Raw genomic sequence first — 15,266 nt, forward strand, 5'->3', positions numbered from 1 at the left:
GATCAGTTTAGAAAAGCCCCGACGCGCGGTCACTCGTCCATAATCTCGCGCAAACGACGGGTTTCCTCATCGCTCAACCCGGCTTCTGTGGTGACAGGCGCACGACTGCGCCCGCGCAAATAGCCAAAACCGATGCCAGCGGCCAAAAGGAACATCAGCGGCCCAGCCGCCCACAACATCCAGTTGGACCCGGATGTGCGGGGCGTCATCAACACGAACTCTCCGTAGCGTTCGACAAAGAAATCAACAATCTGCGCGTTGCTCTGTCCCTCCGCCACCTGCTCGCGAATGACCTGCCGCGCATCAATGGCCCACTGTGCATTCGACGATGCAACGGATTCGGACTGGCAAACCACGCAGCGCAGCGCATGATCCAACGAACGGGCGCGTGCCTCTTGCTCGGGGTCTTCAAGCATTTCCGACGGATCAAGTGCCAGCGCCGCCGTGCTCAGAACCATCCAGAAAAGAACGACAAGCCGCTTCATTCCGCAGGCACCGCCTGAACCTTGCGCGCCCCAACGGCCACACGGAAGCGTCGGTCGCTCAGTGACAAGAGCCCTCCCAGGGACATGAGCGCACAACCAATCCAGATCCAGTTGGTCAGCGGCTTGATATAGGTCCGCACAGCCCAACCGCCGCCCTGCTGGGCGTCACCGATCACAACATACACATCCCGAGCCAGATCATAATCGATCCCGGCTTCGGTCGTGGGCATCTGCGCCACCGGATAGATACGTTTCTCGGGGCGCAGCTGCGCAATCTCACTCCCGTTTCGTGACAGCGTGATAGAGGCCATCGTGGACAGGTAGTTCGGTCCTTCCACATCCTCGACGGCATCAAGGGTCAAATCATATCCACCGACATTGAATTGCTCCCCAATCTGGGCGACACGGATGTCTTCGGTTTGCCAAGCCGTCAGGCCCGCAACACCAATCATCGTGACACCCAAGCCTGCATGGGCAACCGTCTTGCCCCAATCCGCCCGCGGAAGGCGCCAGAGCCGGCCAAAATCAAATTTCTTCCCAGTCCGAGACGCAAGATCGACCATTGCCCCCATCACCAGCCACGCGCCAAGGAACGCACCCAGTGGGCCAGTCAACGGCTTGCCCGTGTTCATCGCCCAGGCCAACCCACCAAAGGCCAAGGCCAATACAAAGACATAGCGCAGCGGCCGTACCGCTTTCGAGATCTGCCCCCGCTTCCACGGGATCATCGCGCCGATCGGCAAGATCAAACCGAGTATCACCATGAAAGGCGTAAACGCCATATTGAAGAAAGGCGGACCGACACTCAACTTCCGGTCAAAAAACATCTCGGCCACCAGCGGCCACATCGTACCTACGAAAACCACAAAACAACTGACCGCAAGCAGCAGGTTGTTGGCAATCAGTGCACTTTCGCGGCTGACCATGCCAAACACGCCCCGCGCCTCCATGGTACCCGCACGCAGTGCAAACAGCAGCAACGCGCCTCCCATGAAAAAGCCCATGATCATCAGGATGAACACACCACGCTCGGGATCATTGGCAAAGGCGTGGACCGAGGTCAGCAAGCCAGAGCGCACGATAAACGTGCCGATCAACGAAAACCCAAAGGCAAGGATCGCCAGCAGGATGGTCCATGATTTCAGGCTCTCGCGTTTCTCAACCACGATGGCTGAATGCAGCAGCGCTGCCGCCAGCAGCCATGGCATGAAAGATGCATTCTCGACCGGGTCCCAGAACCAGAAGCCGCCCCAACCCAGCTCGTAATAGGCCCACCAGGATCCCAGCGCGATTCCAATGGTCAGAAAAACCCAGGCCGCCAGCGTCCAGGGTCGCACCCAGCGTCCCCAGGCCGCATCTACGCGGCCCTCGATCAACGCTGCCACGGCAAAAGAAAACGCCATGCTCAGCCCGACATAGCCCAAGTACAAGAATGGCGGATGGAACGCCAAACCCGGGTCCTGCAACAGCGGGTTCAAATCCTGCCCGTCAAAGGGCGGCACGGCCAAACGCAGAAACGGATTCGAGGTGAACAGAATGAAGGCAAGAAAAGCCACACCAATCGCCCCCTGGACCGCCAGCACCCGTGCGCGCAACGTGGGCGGCAGATTGTCCCCAAACCACGCGGCCATCGCCCCGAACAGGGCCACGATCAGCACCCAAAGCAGCATGGACCCCTCGTGATTCCCCCATGTGCCCGAGATTTTATAGAGCATCGGCTTTGCGGAATGGCTGTTCAGCACCACCAGCCGCAAAGAGAAATCCGAGACGATGAACGCCCACATGAGTGCCGCAAAGGAAAAGGCAATCAGCAGGAACTGCGCCGACGCCGCCGGTTCCGCAACCGCCATCCAGCGCGCATCGCGCCGCCATGCGCCGACCAACGGGACAACGGCCTGAACAATGGCAATCAGAAAGGCGAGGACGAGGGCGAAGTGACCGAGCTCTGTAATCATGTCTCGGTTATATGACGCCCTATGCCCGCCGCCAATGGGTATGCCGTTTATGTCGCATCACGACATCGCCAGAAACTGCGTTTCTTCTGACAATAAATACCACGGGGACGCCGCAGGCGGGGGCAGAGCCCCTGAAGAATGTCGTCGCGCAAGCGGCCTTTGGATCACGCCGCAGCACGCCACTCGTCAAGTGCCGCATTCTCGCCCCGCGCCAACGACGCGACAGTCAGCCGCGCATCACCGTCCGTCGCAGCCGCGCCAATCCCGTCATGACGCATCTTTCGCAGAGCCGAGACATTCTCCATCACCTGCGGAACATGCGCCATCGTCTGCACGATCTCGCGCTGAAACTGCTGCGCCTTCACCTGATGGCGGGCTCCGAAATAAAAGGACACAATCACCCCCAAGAGCCACCACAGCGGTTCCGGCACCAGCGCAATACCCTGCATACGTTCCGCAAACCACAAGGGCGCCACCATGGCCGACACGAACAATCCCAACGTGCCAAGGGCCAGTGCCGGGCGCGGCAAGCGGTTGATCCCATCCATCACCCGATCAAACACACCCACGCGCGGCACCGCAAACTCGGCCCCCAACTCGCGCATCGCCTGAATTTGAACCTCGTGCGCCCGCGCCGACCCAGCCTCGGCATTCTCCCGGAACACCTCAACCGTGTCCTTCACCACATTACGATCACCGCCAAACAGCAGCGCAAACAACTCCTGCATCAACCCCATGCCGCAACCCTTTCCCGAAACTGTGTGTCCGTCAGATGAAAGCGCGGCGCGATGAACTCCTCGGCCCGCTTGATCCAGCCGCCCTTCCCGCCTGCACGGCTGCGCGCGTATTTGCGGCTGGCGGGCCGATTGTCAGCGATGCGGAAGTAATAGTTGCGCCGCGCAATCCCGTAAGCATCAACCAGGTGATCAGGGGCGGCGTCATAGGCTGCGCGTGTGGCCCCGATGCTCTGAGGCCCCAGCGCCCCATCCACCACAACGGCATGCCCGATCGTATTCAGCAAACGCTGCAATATCTTGATCGCATTGGCACCGGCGTTGACATACATGTCAAAGACGGTGGCGTGCAGTGGTTCCGGCAATGCTGCAATTCGTGGCCGCTCGAAGTAATGCGTTACGAAAATATCCACCGCTTGCGCACGGCTCAGACGGCGCACATCGCGCACATCCACATCGCCATCCCGGTCCAGATCAAGACCCAAGCGCTCCATTGTGTGGATCGTGACACCAAACTTCGTGGCGCCGCCCGGATCATCCGGATCATTCACGAATCCGCCCTCGCGGCCCACAATCTCTTCTGCAATGTCTCGGACATTCTGCATCAGCCAGCCCTTCCCGTAGATATGATGGGAAGACTGCTGTGATGTCGGTTAACGGGCTTTAACTTGACCGAACGCTACGTGTCGGGCTCTTTATAGACACCTTGCGCCTTGAGCGCATCGACGACCTCGGCAGGCATATAGGTCTCATCGTGTTTCGCAAGAATTTCAGAGGCTTCAAATACGCCGTTGATGTACGATCCGGTCCCAACCATGCCTTGGTTCTCTTCAAAAAGATCCGGCAACACACCTGTAAACACAACGGGCACCGTTGCGCCGCCATCGGTCACTTCAAAGCGAATCGACTCGCCCTGGCCACGTATCAACGACCCTTCAGCGACCAGTCCGCCAATGCGGAACACCTCGTTCGGGCCAGGCGGTTCCGCCATAATCTGACTGGGCGCCCGAAAAAAGTTGATACCGTCGCGCATGGCATAGCCAATCAGCACCGTCGAAACCGTCAGTGCGACCGCCGCGAGGGCGATGATCTGGATCCGGCGCTGCTTCTTCAGACTTTTCATGGGCTCACATCACGGGAACAACGGGGCCACCAACAGCCCTTCAGTCTCTGGAATACCTAACATCAGATTGGCATTTTGCAACGCCTGCCCCGACGATCCCTTGGTCAAATTATCGAGGGCAGCAACAACCACCGTCCGCCCAGGCAAACGATCCGCCGCGACACCGATATGGCAGAAGTTCGATCCACGTACATGCCGGGTGCTGGGCACCTCGCCCATCGGCAGCACTTCGATGAACGGTTCAGCCGCATAGGTCGCCGCCAAAGTGTCATAAATCGCCTGTGCCTCGCCCTTCACATAGGCCGTGCCCAAAATCCCCCGGTTTGCAGGGATCAGATGCGGCTGGAACTGGATATGCACATCCCGCCCCGCAACCTTGGAAAACTCCTGGTCAAACTCGCCCAAATGCCTGTGCGCGCCGCCCGTGGCATAGGCGTGATACCCTTCGCTCAACTCGGCATGCAGCAAATTCTCTTTCAACGCCCGCCCCGCGCCAGACACGGCCGCCTTGAGGTCCAGAATGATGTCATCCAGATCAATCACGCCCGCCGAAATCAATGGCCGCAACGCAAACTGTCCCGTGGCAGCGTTGCACCCCGTGCCTGCCACCAACCGCGCGGCAGTAATTTCATCGCGGTAAAACTCGGTCAGGCCATAGACCGCTTCGCCCTGCATCTCGACCGCCGAATGCGGGTTGCCGTACCACTTCTGATAGGCCTCCGGGTCGCGCAGCCGAAAATCCGCGCTCAGATCAATGATCCGCAGATCGCGCGGCAAGCCCGAGATCACCTCTTGGCTCGTCTTGTGCGGCAAGGCACAGAAACACAGGTCAATCCCCGCCCAGTCGATCTGGTCAAAGGCGACCATGGGCGGCAGATCCAGATGACGTAAGTGAGGATAGACCTGCGCAACAGTCTGCCCAGCTTTAGAGAACGCACCCAAAGCCTTGATTTCAATGGAAGAGTGCCCAGCAATCAGCCGGATCAATTCAGCGCCCGTGTAGCCGGAAGCGCCCAGAATAGCGATGTTATAGGTCATGTCGGTCTTCTTGAATAAAGTGTCAGATCAGGCGGCTTCAAACGTGATCTGTCGTCGCAAGAATTGCGTGGCGCGCTGGCTGACGGTCTTGGGATCACCGGTGGTCAGATACCCCGACGCACCGCTGCCCATCTTGTCAGGGTGACGCTGCAGATAGTCGGCCAGGCTCTCGCCCACCAAACCGGCTTGCGAATACACAGCCACATCCGCGCCCAGCGCGTCCTGAAACTCGTCCTGCATCAGCGGATAGTGGGTGCAGCCCAGAATGGCAGCCTGCGGCTCGGGCATCTTACGCTTCAGCGCATCCACATGGGACCGCACCAGCGCATCCGCCAAAATCATGTCGCCATCTTCGATGGCATCCACAACGCCCCCACAGGCCTGCGCCTCAACATCGACGCCAATCGCCCGAAAGGCCAGCTCGCGCTGAAACGCGCGGCTCGCCACGGTCGCAGGCGTTGCAAAGAGCGCCACATGCTGCACCCCGACCTCGCGCGGCGGAGAATTGTCGCCCCACTGACGCTCGGTCAGCGCTTCGATCATTGGCACAAAAACACCCAGTACACGTTTGTCAGAGGGCACCCACCTTTCCTGCATCCGGCGCAAAGCCGCTGCAGAGGCCGTATTGCAGGCGAGGATCACCAGATCGCAGCCCGCATCGAACAGGCGCTGCACAGCCGCAGTCGTCAGGTCATAGATATTGTCGGCCGTCCGCACACCGTAGGGCGCATTGGAACTGTCGGCGAGGTATACGAAATCCACATCCGGCAACCGCTTTTGCGCAGCGTCCAGCACGGTCAAACCGCCCAAACCGGAATCGAAAATACCAACTGCCATGTCGCGCCTCTCGCGGCTCAGGTGCGGTGCCGCTCTTCGAACTCATATCCCAGGTCAAATATCTTCACCGGGTTCGGGTTCAGCTCATACGTGGCTTTGCGCAGGAATTCCATCATCTGTTTGGGGTGCTGCGCCATCGGGTTAAGCACATCCCTGCCGATAGGGTCCCCAATCACCACATCCACGGGCGTATCCACCCGCTTCTTGAACTCTTTGATCAGCAAGCCAAGGCGCAGCGTATTGTGCAGATGGCTGGCAATCTGGAACATGCGGCTGGTGTGTCCATCGAAGTATAGCGGCACAACCGTCGCCTCGGATTTCGCCACCATGCGCGCCGTAAAACTGCGCCAACCGGGGTCCATGGGCCGCGAAAACGGCTTTGCTGCCGTGCTGACAGTCCCGCCGGGAAAGATGCCAATCGCTCCGCTGTCGCCAAGATAGCGCAACGCCTCCTTGCGGGTCGCCACGTTCAGCGCCATCGCCTCACGCGTGTCATCAAAGCTGATTGGCAGTAGCACCTTGTTCAACTCCTCGGCCTTCTTGAAGACCGAGTTCGCCATGATCCGAAAGTCACCCCGGATGGTCGACAGGATATGTCCCATCATCAAACCATCCAGAATGCCATACGGATGGTTCGCAATCAGGATCAGCGGTTTGTCACGCGGGATGTTGTCCAAACTGCCCGCAACGACATTCAGCGATAGCCCATAGCGCTCCACCATTACGGCCCAGAAGTCACGGCCCGCCGCCACTTCGTGTTCGTAGCCCTGCGCCCGCTTGATCAGCCGCAAGCGCCCGGTCGTGTTCTCAAGAATACGGATCAACGCCCGCCCGCCCTTGGTCTCGGCCGAATGCGAATAGCTGATCTCGCGCGTGATCTCGCGTTGTTGACGGTTGGGCATAGTGCTCTGCCTGATGACGATACTAAGCACCCGTTTTACGGGGTGAGCATAATCCTGCCTAGCCCATATGACGCAGGTGTGACGCGATCACTCAGCCGCTTTGGACTGGCTCGGTCCCCCTGCCCGGATAACGGACAGCAACTCCTCACGCCGCTTGGCCGCCTTCACCTCGTTGGCCTGCTTGACCGGTCCAAAGCCCCGAATGTCGAGCGGAAGCGCTGCCAATGCCACAATCGCATCGCGGGTGCCTTCATCCAGCTTGGGCAGGACCGCCTTCATATCCGCCTCATACTGCTTGATCAGCGCGCGCTCCATCCGCCGTTCTTCGGTCCGTCCAAAGATGTCCAGCGGTGTTCCCCGCAAGCCCTTCAGCTTCGCCAACATACGAAAGTTGCGCATCATACCGGGCCCGTATTCCTTCTTCACAGGCCGCCCATCCGGGCCATCCTTTGACAACATCGGCGGGGCGAGATGGAATTTCATGGTGAAGTCGCCCTCAAACTGCTCCCGCGCCTTGGCCTCGGTTTCCAGATGCAGGCGGGCCACCTCGTACTCGTCCTTGTACGCCAGCAGCTTGTGATAGCCCTTGGCCACCGCCTCTTTGACAGCGACATCGTCAATACCGTCGACCAGCTTGCGATAGCGTTTCGCCAGCCGCTTGGATTGGTACTTCACCAGATGATCCGCCCGGAAGGCGATCTTCTCATCCAGCGATTTCGGCAACTGGATCACCTTGGGCTCCGCAATCCGCGCAGCCTCTTCCGCATGCAGCACCGCCCAGCGCCCGATATCAAAGGCGCGTTTGTTGCGCTCAACCGCCGCACCGTTCAGATCAATCGCCGCCACGATGGCGTCATGGGTCAACGGCACCAAGCCCCGCTGCCACGCCGCGCCGAAGATCATCATGTTGGAAAAGATGCTGTCGCCCATCGTGGCCTTGGCCAGATCGGACGCATCGAACATATCTACCCGGTCGCGCAACCGCGCCTCGAGCGCAAGGGATAGTCGATCAGACGGCAAGGCAAATTCAGTATCACGGGTGAAATCCCCGGTGATGATCTCGTGACTGTTCACCACCGCGCCCGTGCGCCCAGCGCTGGTCAGGCCAAGCATCTTGGCCCCGGCACTCACCACCAGGTCGCCGCCAATCAGCGCGTCACACTCGCCCGTAGCAACCCGAATGGCACTGATGTCCGCAGGATCATTCGCCAAACGGCAATGGATGTGCACCGCACCGCCCTTCTGGGCGAGGCCCGCCATTTCCATCATCCCGGCACCTTTACCGTCGATATGCGCCGCCTGCGCCATGACCGCACCAATGGTGACAACGCCGGTGCCGCCGACGCCCGTGATGACCACATTCCACGTACCCTTGATCTCGGGCAGCTCCGGCATCGGCAGGTCGGGCAGATGTAACTCGGTTGTCGCCGCCTTCTTCACCTGCGCCCCTTCCAGCGTCACAAAGCTGGGGCAGAACCCTTTGAGGCAGGAAAAATCCTTGTTGCAAGAGGACTGGTCAATCGCCCGCTTCCGGCCCAGCTCGGTCTCTTTCGGCACGATGGAGACACAGTTCGACTGCACACCACAATCTCCGCAGCCCTCGCACACATCCGTGTTGATGAACACACGCTTGTCGATGTCCGGAAAGGTGCCGCGCTTGCGGCGCCGACGCTTCTCGGCCGCACAAGTCTGCACATAAACGATGGCACTCACGCCTTCAGTCTTAGCAAAGCGCTCTTGAACCAGCGGCAACTCCGCCCGCTCATGGGTCGGCACACCCGTAGGAAAGCGCGAGACATCCACGTCTTCCTTTTCGTCATAGACAACGGCGACATGCTCACACCCCATCGCTCGGACTTCATCGACGATGCGGTAGGGATCAAGGCCACCCTCATTCCCCTGCCCACCCGTCATGGCAACAGCGTCGTTATACAGGATCTTGTAAGTGATGTTGGTTCCGGCAGCCAAAGCTGCGCGAATGGCCTGCACGCCCGAGTGGTTATAAGTCCCGTCGCCTATATTCTGAAACACATGATCGCGTGTCGAAAACGGCGCCTCGCCGATCCAGTTCGCGCCCTCGGCCCCCATATGGGTGTAGCCGATGGTCTCGCGGTCCATCCATTGCACCATGTAGTGACAGCCGATGCCCGCATAGGCGCGTGATCCTTCTGGCACCTTGGTCGATGAATTGTGCGGACAGCCCGAACAAAAGTAAGGCAAGCGCGCCGCAATATCCTCAGCATTGTCTGACCGGCGCGCCTCGTCCAGCTTGGCCAGTCCCGCCTTGATCCCATCGGTATTGCGGCCTTCCTCCAGAAGAATACCACCCAGCTTCTCGGCAATCAGGATCGGGTCCAGCGCCCCACGGGTCGGAAACAGCTCTTCGCGGTGCAGGCCACCGGCACCCCCCTTGTACCAGCCGTAAACGCGCCGCCCGCGCCGGTCGTCAAAGATGGCTTCCTTGATCTGCACCTCGATCAGCTTGCGCTTTTCCTCGACCACAACGATCAGGTCCAAGCCCTCGGCCCAGTCGTGGAAGCCCTGCATGTCCAGCGGGAAGGTCTGCCCGACCTTGTAGGTCGTGATGCCCAGCCGCTCGGCTTCGTTCTCATCAATGTTCAGCAGGTTCAGCGCATGGACCAGATCCAACCAGTTCTTGCCCGCAGCGACAAAGCCGATCTTGGCTCCGGGCTTGCCCCACATCCGCTTGTCCATGCGGTTGGCGCGGCTGAACGCCTCTGCCGCAAAGCGTTTGTGGTCAATCATCCGCGTTTCTTGTTCGGTCGGCGTATCCACCAAACGAATGTTTAATCCGCCCTCGGGCAGTTGGTAGTCCGGCACCTTGATGGCCATGCGATGCGGGTCGCCATCCACGACACTGGTGGCCTCCACCGTGTCCTTCATGGTCTTCAGACCAACCCACAGCCCCGAAAACCGGCTCAGCGCCCAGCCATAGACACCATAGTCCATGATCTCCTGCACACCGGCCGGAGAGACAACAGGCATGTAGGCGTCAATCAGCGCCCATTCGGACTGGTGTAACACGGTCGAGCTTTCGCCAGTGTGGTCATCCCCCATGGCGACCAGCACACCGCCATATTTCGACGATCCGGCCATGTTGGCGTGTTTGAACGCGTCGCCAGAGCGGTCTACCCCCGGCCCCTTACCGTACCACAAACCGTAGACACCATCGAACTTGCCCTCGCCCCGCAACTCGGCCTGCTGCGCGCCCCATAGGGCAGTCGCTGCCAAATCCTCGTTCAGCCCCGGCTGAAATGTCACGTCATGCGCGGCAAGCTGCTTCAGCGCGCGTGTCATCTGCATGTCCACAGCACCCAGCGGAGAGCCGCGATATCCTGTTACCAGACCGGCAGTGTTTAGCCCCGCAGCGGTATCCCGCGCCTTCTGCATCAGCATCAGGCGCACAAGCGCCTGTGTGCCGTTCAGCAAAACGGGGCTCTTTTCAAGATCGTACCGGTCGTTCAAGGAAATCTTCTGCGTGCTCATCGCTGGCCTCCCCTGCCGTGATCAGTCTTGCATATTCTCAGTTGAATAATAGGTCACACACGCTGACCTTACCAGAAAATTTTTCGTGCGTTCCCGGTTCCGGTCATGCAAGCGATGTGAAAAGAGACTATTTCGGATACGGTAGCGCAAACGTTACGAAAGTGGTGCAAATGGACTGGGATAAGTTACGGATATTTCACGCGGTCGCAGACGCGGGCAGCCTGACTCACGCAGGTGACAAGCTGAATCTGAGCCAATCCGCCGTGTCCCGGCAGATCCGCGGGCTCGAAGAATCGCTGAACGCCACCCTGTTCCACCGCCACGCGCGCGGCCTGATCCTGACGGAACAAGGCGAGTTGCTGTTTGACGCGACGACCGCGATGAACAAGCGGCTCGACACGGCAAGCGCCCGCATCCGCGACAGCGAAGAAGAAGTGTTTGGCGATCTACGCGCCACGACCACAATCGGCTTCGGCACGCTGTGGCTGGCCCCACGTCTGGTCAAGCTCTACGAACAATACCCGGACCTCCGCGTCGATCTCATGCTCGAAGAGCGCGTCCTGGACCTGCCCATGCGCGAGGCTGACGTGGCCATCCGCATGAAAGAACCCAGCCAGGCCGACCTGATCCGAAAGCGTCTTATGACGGTCAAGATGCAGGTGTTTGCCACACAGGCTTATCTTGATGCCAATGGCACACCCAACACGCCGGAAGACCTGATCCATCACCGCCTGATCTGCCAGAACGTGAACTCGGCCCAGGTGGGCGCAGGCAGCAGCCTCGTGCAGCACTTGCTGACCTATGAAGTGCGGTCCCTTCTGACAGTGAACAACTACTTCGGCGTATTGCAGGGGGTGCTTCAGGATCTCGGCCTTGGCATCCTGCCCGACTACGTCTCACTGGACGATCCGCGACTCGTCCGCGTGCTGCCCGAGATTGAATCTGCTGATGTGCCTGTTTTTTTGGCGTACCCAGAAGAATTGCGCCAATCCAAGCGGATCGCCGCCTTCCGGGACTTCGTGCAAGAAGAGATCATCGCGTACCGTAAGATGTTGAGGAAAAAAGAAAATCCCTGAGATATGCGAAAAATGCATATCTGCCATGCCTTTGCGCGTGCAGAAAGTGCCTTGATCGGGGGCATTCGCATCCCTACCTCGCCTACTGAAGATACACGGCGCATATCGCGCTATCTTCATACCTCCCTGTTGGACTTGGCCGAGCTTCGCGCTCGGCCTTTTTTTATCCCCGCGTTGCAACGAATCCCTTTTCCAGTCATGCCGGAAAAAAAGACTTTGCGCCGGGGGGCATATGCGTTTGATGAATTTCCTGCTGCGGACGATGGCATTCGTCCTCTCATTGACCATTGCCGTTGGCGCATCCGCGCAAGGCCTGCCCGTCACAGGAAGCAGCTCAACTTCCAGTGAAACAGTCCCAGATCTTCCCGACCCTCTGACCGAAGATGCAGCAAACGCCTTGATCTCGCGCCTGTCCGACACGCAAGTGCGTGAATTGCTGCTGGATCAGCTGAACGCCCAAGCTGTTCCGGAACAGGAAGACGCCGGTATTGGCGAATTCCTGTACCACCTAACGACAGGTGCGTTCGGCTCTATCATGGATGCGGTAGAACGCGTGCCGATCCTGTTCAGCAGCCAGGCCAAGGCATTTTCGAATTTCGGCAACTTCGTCGGTACAAATGGTCTCCTTGCGACCGCAGGCTTCTTCGTTCTGGTCACGATCGGAGCGCTGGCGATCGAACTGGTGTTCCGGCAGCTGATCCGCAAATGGCTGACCCTGCCCGAACAGGCAGGTCATGATGCTGACTTGCGGTCCACTCTGTCCCTGCTCTTTATCCGCTTGCTTAGCGAATTGGCAGCAGTGGGGGTCTTTATCTCAGCCGCGATCGCACTGACGAACCTCGTTGTGCCGCCCTACTACCATCCATTCATCACCCTGTTCGGCTTCAACCTTGTCGGCCTGCCCCGGTTGGCCATTGCAGTCGGGCGCTTTTTCATGGCACCGACAGCACCCGCCTACCGGATCGTGCACGCCACGGACGAGGTCGCACGCGCCATCGTCTTCCACATGTTCTGGCTTGCACTCATGATCGGGTTTGGCGCGTCCATCATCCCGTTTAATGCAGCCAATGGCGTGCCAGTGGGTGAATCCCGCATCGGCTTCTGGATCAACCTCTCGGTCCATGTCTACGTGGCGATCATTGTCTGGCGCTACCGCGACGCCATGGTACGCATGATGCGCGGCGCCGATCCTGACGTCAGCCCGGTCGAAGAGCGCATCGCGCGCGCCTTCCCCTATTTCGCCATTGCTACGGCCATAGGCACATGGTGGGTGGTCAACACTGTGGTCAGCTATGGCAACTTCGCGGCGCTGGCCAGCGCACCACACTACAAAACGATGACGCTGCTGCTGTTCGCGCCAGCCATGGACACGGCAATCCGCGGCCTGGTGCGCCGATTGGCCCCGCCCATGACGGGAGAAGGGGCGGTTGCCCAACGCGCATATGTCGCAACGAAACGGTCCTACATCCGCATCGGTCGGGTCATCGTGTTCGGTATCGTGCTGATCTCGATCGCAGGCTTCTGGGGCATGACACCGACAACGCTCGCCTCGGCGGGCGTGGGTGAACGCTTCGCAGCCAGCCTGATCGAATTCCTGATGATCATCGCCATCGGCTATCTGGTTTACGAGGTTGTTTCGCTGATCATCAACCGCAAACTGGCGGCAGAGCAAACCGCATCAGGCTACGACCCCGACACCGAAGACACCGGCGATGGCGGCGGCGAAGGCGGTTCCCGCCTGTCGACCGTGTTGCCCCTGATCCTCGGCGTCAGCCAGGCGGCCATCATCGTCCTGTTCCTCTTGCTGGGGCTCAGCAATATCGGGGTGGACACGACGCCGCTGCTCGCAGGTGCCGGTATCGTCGGCCTCGCCATCGGCTTTGGCGCACAGAAACTGGTGACAGACGTTGTGTCGGGTATCTTCTTCCTGGTCGATGACGCCTTCCGCACCGGCGAATATGTCGAGGTCGAAGGCACCATGGGCACGGTCGAAAAGATCTCGATCCGGTCGATGCAATTGCGCCACCACAAGGGCCCCGTGCATACCCTGCCCTATGGCGAAATCCCCAAGATTACCAATTTCAGCCGCGACTGGGTGATCATGAAGCTGCGCTTCACCGTTCCCTTTGGCACGGACCCCGAAAAGGTCCGCAAACTGTTCAAGAAGATCGGGCAAGACATGATGGCCCTGGATCAGTTCAAGGACGACTTCCTGCAACCCTTCAAATCGCAGGGCGTGTTCGAATTTGACGATGTGGGTATCGTGATCCGGGGCAAGTTCATGGCCAAACCCGGCACACAATTCGTGCTGCGCAAGGAAATCTACAACCGCGTCAACAAGGCGTTCGAAGAGAACGGCCTCGAATTCGCACGGCGCGAGGTGCGTGTGGCCATCCCAAACCTCTCGGATCATGACAAGCTGACGGATGAGGACAAGGCCACGATTGCTGCCGCGGCAACACAGGCCGCGCAAGAGGTGGCGGACCAAGCCCCCGCGGCAGAGAAGCCCGGGGATTGATCCGCCGACTCCATACGGGCCTGTCCTGAATTTTATTCAGTCACCTGAAATCGCATTCGGGTGTGTTTGCAGGCAATGATCGACACGTGGTCGTGATACTGCCTTTACGCGCGGGCTCAGATTACCATTTGGGGTGCAACAGGACAAAATAGGAGCCCGTTGTGAAACACATCAAAACCACCCTCGCCGCCCTCTCCCTGGGCCTGATTGCGACCGTTGCCCAAGCCGATCTTAGTCCGTCAGAGATCGAGAACATTAACGGCAAAAGCGGCATTCGCGTGTATTCCTCGGACGGTGACTTCATCGGGCTGACAAATGGTTTGCGGATCAAGCAAGATCGCACACGCCTGTTCCTGCTCCGACGCGCCGGGTCCATCTTCCGCGGGCGGGGCGATACCATAGTCATCACCACAAAAACCGATATGCTCACCCTACGTGACGGCGGTATCGTACTGGATGCGGACACCCGGCGCCTGCGCGTCAAAGCAAAGACATCGGGGCCAGGCGCCAGCCGCACGCTAACTGTCCATCTCTTGAGTTGATGAGTGCAGGTATTTTCGAAATCGGAAGTACAACCGACAATGCGACAACGCGGTGCGCAGAATTTGCGCACCCGATCACGCGTCAGCTTGCCAAAACGTGGTTAATTTTGGGTAAGGTGATCGCACGATGGTGCAAGCCGTTGATCCCACAGGACGATCAAAAAGCGATGAAAATACGCTAAACGAAACAAACACACTGTCCACGCGGAGACAAACCCTTTCCGCTCCCCGTCCCTGCTCTAAAGAGCGGACGAAAGATGGGGGACTCTATATGCTAAAACCGAAAATTACCGAAGATCTGATCGCCAATCACGGGCTCAAACCCGACAATTCGACCGACCCCCTGTCAAGCCGTCATCCAAGTACCCCGCATTCCAGCGAGGTTGCGCTTGGACCACAATAGTTTCCAATCAAAGTCGGTAGAATTCCGCTGCAACCGGTTGCAAGCAAAACCAGTAACTTACGGAATTTCAACCCCAGGTAACGCCCGCCATTCAACATAATTATATGGCATTCGCAATGACTTGCCGGTCCCGCGCCCATCAATTG

At 59.1% G+C, this 15,266-nt stretch carries 13 protein-coding genes; 4 read left to right on the forward strand and 9 right to left on the reverse strand.

Going from position 1 to position 15,266, the window contains the following annotated elements; genetic code table 11:
* Positions 1-29: 29 nt before the first annotated feature.
* The 9 genes from ACZ1HN_RS15920 to ACZ1HN_RS15960 form a co-directional block, all read right to left on the reverse strand.
* Positions 30-485 carry a cytochrome c-type biogenesis protein gene (locus tag ACZ1HN_RS15920; RefSeq protein ID WP_299200333.1) on the reverse strand — a complete coding sequence of 152 codons (456 nt, stop codon included), beginning with the start codon at positions 483-485 and terminating at the stop codon, positions 30-32.
* Complete coding sequence (locus tag ACZ1HN_RS15925) at positions 482-2,440, reverse strand: heme lyase CcmF/NrfE family subunit (RefSeq protein WP_299200341.1); 1,959 nt, start codon at positions 2,438-2,440, stop codon at positions 482-484. The genes ACZ1HN_RS15920 and ACZ1HN_RS15925 overlap by 4 nt, the downstream gene beginning before the upstream one ends.
* 164 nt (positions 2,441-2,604) lie before the next feature.
* Positions 2,605-3,177 (reverse strand): holin family protein, encoded by a 573-nt coding sequence (locus ACZ1HN_RS15930; protein WP_472728205.1) that lies wholly within the window; start codon positions 3,175-3,177, stop codon positions 2,605-2,607.
* Complete coding sequence (locus tag ACZ1HN_RS15935) at positions 3,168-3,779, reverse strand: holin-associated N-acetylmuramidase (RefSeq protein WP_472728206.1); 612 nt, start codon at positions 3,777-3,779, stop codon at positions 3,168-3,170. The genes ACZ1HN_RS15930 and ACZ1HN_RS15935 overlap by 10 nt, the downstream gene beginning before the upstream one ends.
* A gap of 74 nt (positions 3,780-3,853) precedes the next feature.
* The gene (gene ccmE, locus ACZ1HN_RS15940; RefSeq protein ID WP_299200365.1) at positions 3,854-4,297 is read right to left on the reverse strand and encodes a cytochrome c maturation protein CcmE; all 444 of its coding nucleotides are present in this window, start codon (positions 4,295-4,297) and stop codon (positions 3,854-3,856) included.
* Between the two features lie 9 nt (positions 4,298-4,306).
* Positions 4,307-5,335, reverse strand: a complete 1,029-nt coding sequence (argC, locus tag ACZ1HN_RS15945; protein WP_472728207.1) for an N-acetyl-gamma-glutamyl-phosphate reductase — start codon at positions 5,333-5,335, stop codon at positions 4,307-4,309.
* Between the two features lie 27 nt (positions 5,336-5,362).
* Positions 5,363-6,172: a glutamate racemase gene (locus ACZ1HN_RS15950; protein ID WP_299768473.1), complete on the reverse strand. Its 810-nt coding sequence runs from the start codon at positions 6,170-6,172 to the stop codon at positions 5,363-5,365.
* 17 nt (positions 6,173-6,189) lie between these two features.
* Positions 6,190-7,074: a lysophospholipid acyltransferase family protein gene (locus ACZ1HN_RS15955; RefSeq protein WP_472728208.1), complete on the reverse strand. Its 885-nt coding sequence runs from the start codon at positions 7,072-7,074 to the stop codon at positions 6,190-6,192.
* Between the two features lie 87 nt (positions 7,075-7,161).
* Positions 7,162-10,581 (reverse strand): indolepyruvate ferredoxin oxidoreductase family protein, encoded by a 3,420-nt coding sequence (locus ACZ1HN_RS15960; RefSeq protein WP_472728209.1) that lies wholly within the window; start codon positions 10,579-10,581, stop codon positions 7,162-7,164.
* Between the two features lie 170 nt (positions 10,582-10,751).
* On the opposite strand from ACZ1HN_RS15960, the gene ACZ1HN_RS15965 reads away from it, so the two are divergent.
* The 4 genes from ACZ1HN_RS15965 (at position 10,752) to ACZ1HN_RS15980 (ending at position 15,120) form a co-directional block, all read left to right on the forward strand.
* Positions 10,752-11,657, forward strand: coding sequence for a LysR family transcriptional regulator (locus tag ACZ1HN_RS15965; protein WP_472728210.1), 906 nt, complete (start codon positions 10,752-10,754; stop codon positions 11,655-11,657).
* Between the two features lie 232 nt (positions 11,658-11,889).
* On the forward strand, positions 11,890-14,175 hold the full coding sequence (locus tag ACZ1HN_RS15970; protein WP_472728211.1) for a mechanosensitive ion channel domain-containing protein: 2,286 nt from the start codon (positions 11,890-11,892) through the stop codon (positions 14,173-14,175).
* A 161-nt stretch (positions 14,176-14,336) separates the two neighbouring features.
* On the forward strand, positions 14,337-14,717 hold the full coding sequence (locus ACZ1HN_RS15975; protein ID WP_472728212.1) for a hypothetical protein: 381 nt from the start codon (positions 14,337-14,339) through the stop codon (positions 14,715-14,717).
* 271 nt (positions 14,718-14,988) lie between these two features.
* Complete coding sequence (locus ACZ1HN_RS15980; RefSeq protein ID WP_472728213.1) at positions 14,989-15,120, forward strand: hypothetical protein; 132 nt, start codon at positions 14,989-14,991, stop codon at positions 15,118-15,120.
* Positions 15,121-15,266: the final 146 nt, after the last annotated feature.

Source organism: Tateyamaria sp. GN1-10, assembly GCF_055693845.1.

Bases quoted from the DNA above. Each gene is read 5' to 3' on its own strand.
- ACZ1HN_RS15920 (WP_299200333.1), bottom strand. From the start codon at position 485: ATGAAGCGGCTTGTCGTTCTTTTCTGGATGGTTCTGAGCACGGCGGCG.
- ACZ1HN_RS15925 (WP_299200341.1), bottom strand. From the start codon at position 2,440: ATGATTACAGAGCTCGGTCACTTCGCCCTCGTCCTCGCCTTTCTGATT.
- ACZ1HN_RS15930 (WP_472728205.1), bottom strand. From the start codon at position 3,177: ATGGGGTTGATGCAGGAGTTGTTTGCGCTGCTGTTTGGCGGTGATCGT.
- ACZ1HN_RS15935 (WP_472728206.1), bottom strand. From the start codon at position 3,779: ATGCAGAATGTCCGAGACATTGCAGAAGAGATTGTGGGCCGCGAGGGC.
- ccmE (WP_299200365.1), bottom strand. From the start codon at position 4,297: ATGAAAAGTCTGAAGAAGCAGCGCCGGATCCAGATCATCGCCCTCGCG.
- argC (WP_472728207.1), bottom strand. From the start codon at position 5,335: ATGACCTATAACATCGCTATTCTGGGCGCTTCCGGCTACACGGGCGCT.
- ACZ1HN_RS15950 (WP_299768473.1), bottom strand. From the start codon at position 6,172: ATGGCAGTTGGTATTTTCGATTCCGGTTTGGGCGGTTTGACCGTGCTG.
- ACZ1HN_RS15955 (WP_472728208.1), bottom strand. From the start codon at position 7,074: ATGCCCAACCGTCAACAACGCGAGATCACGCGCGAGATCAGCTATTCG.
- ACZ1HN_RS15960 (WP_472728209.1), bottom strand. From the start codon at position 10,581: ATGAGCACGCAGAAGATTTCCTTGAACGACCGGTACGATCTTGAAAAG.
- ACZ1HN_RS15965 (WP_472728210.1), top strand. From the start codon at position 10,752: ATGGACTGGGATAAGTTACGGATATTTCACGCGGTCGCAGACGCGGGC.
- ACZ1HN_RS15970 (WP_472728211.1), top strand. From the start codon at position 11,890: ATGCGTTTGATGAATTTCCTGCTGCGGACGATGGCATTCGTCCTCTCA.
- ACZ1HN_RS15980 (WP_472728213.1), top strand. From the start codon at position 14,989: ATGCTAAAACCGAAAATTACCGAAGATCTGATCGCCAATCACGGGCTC.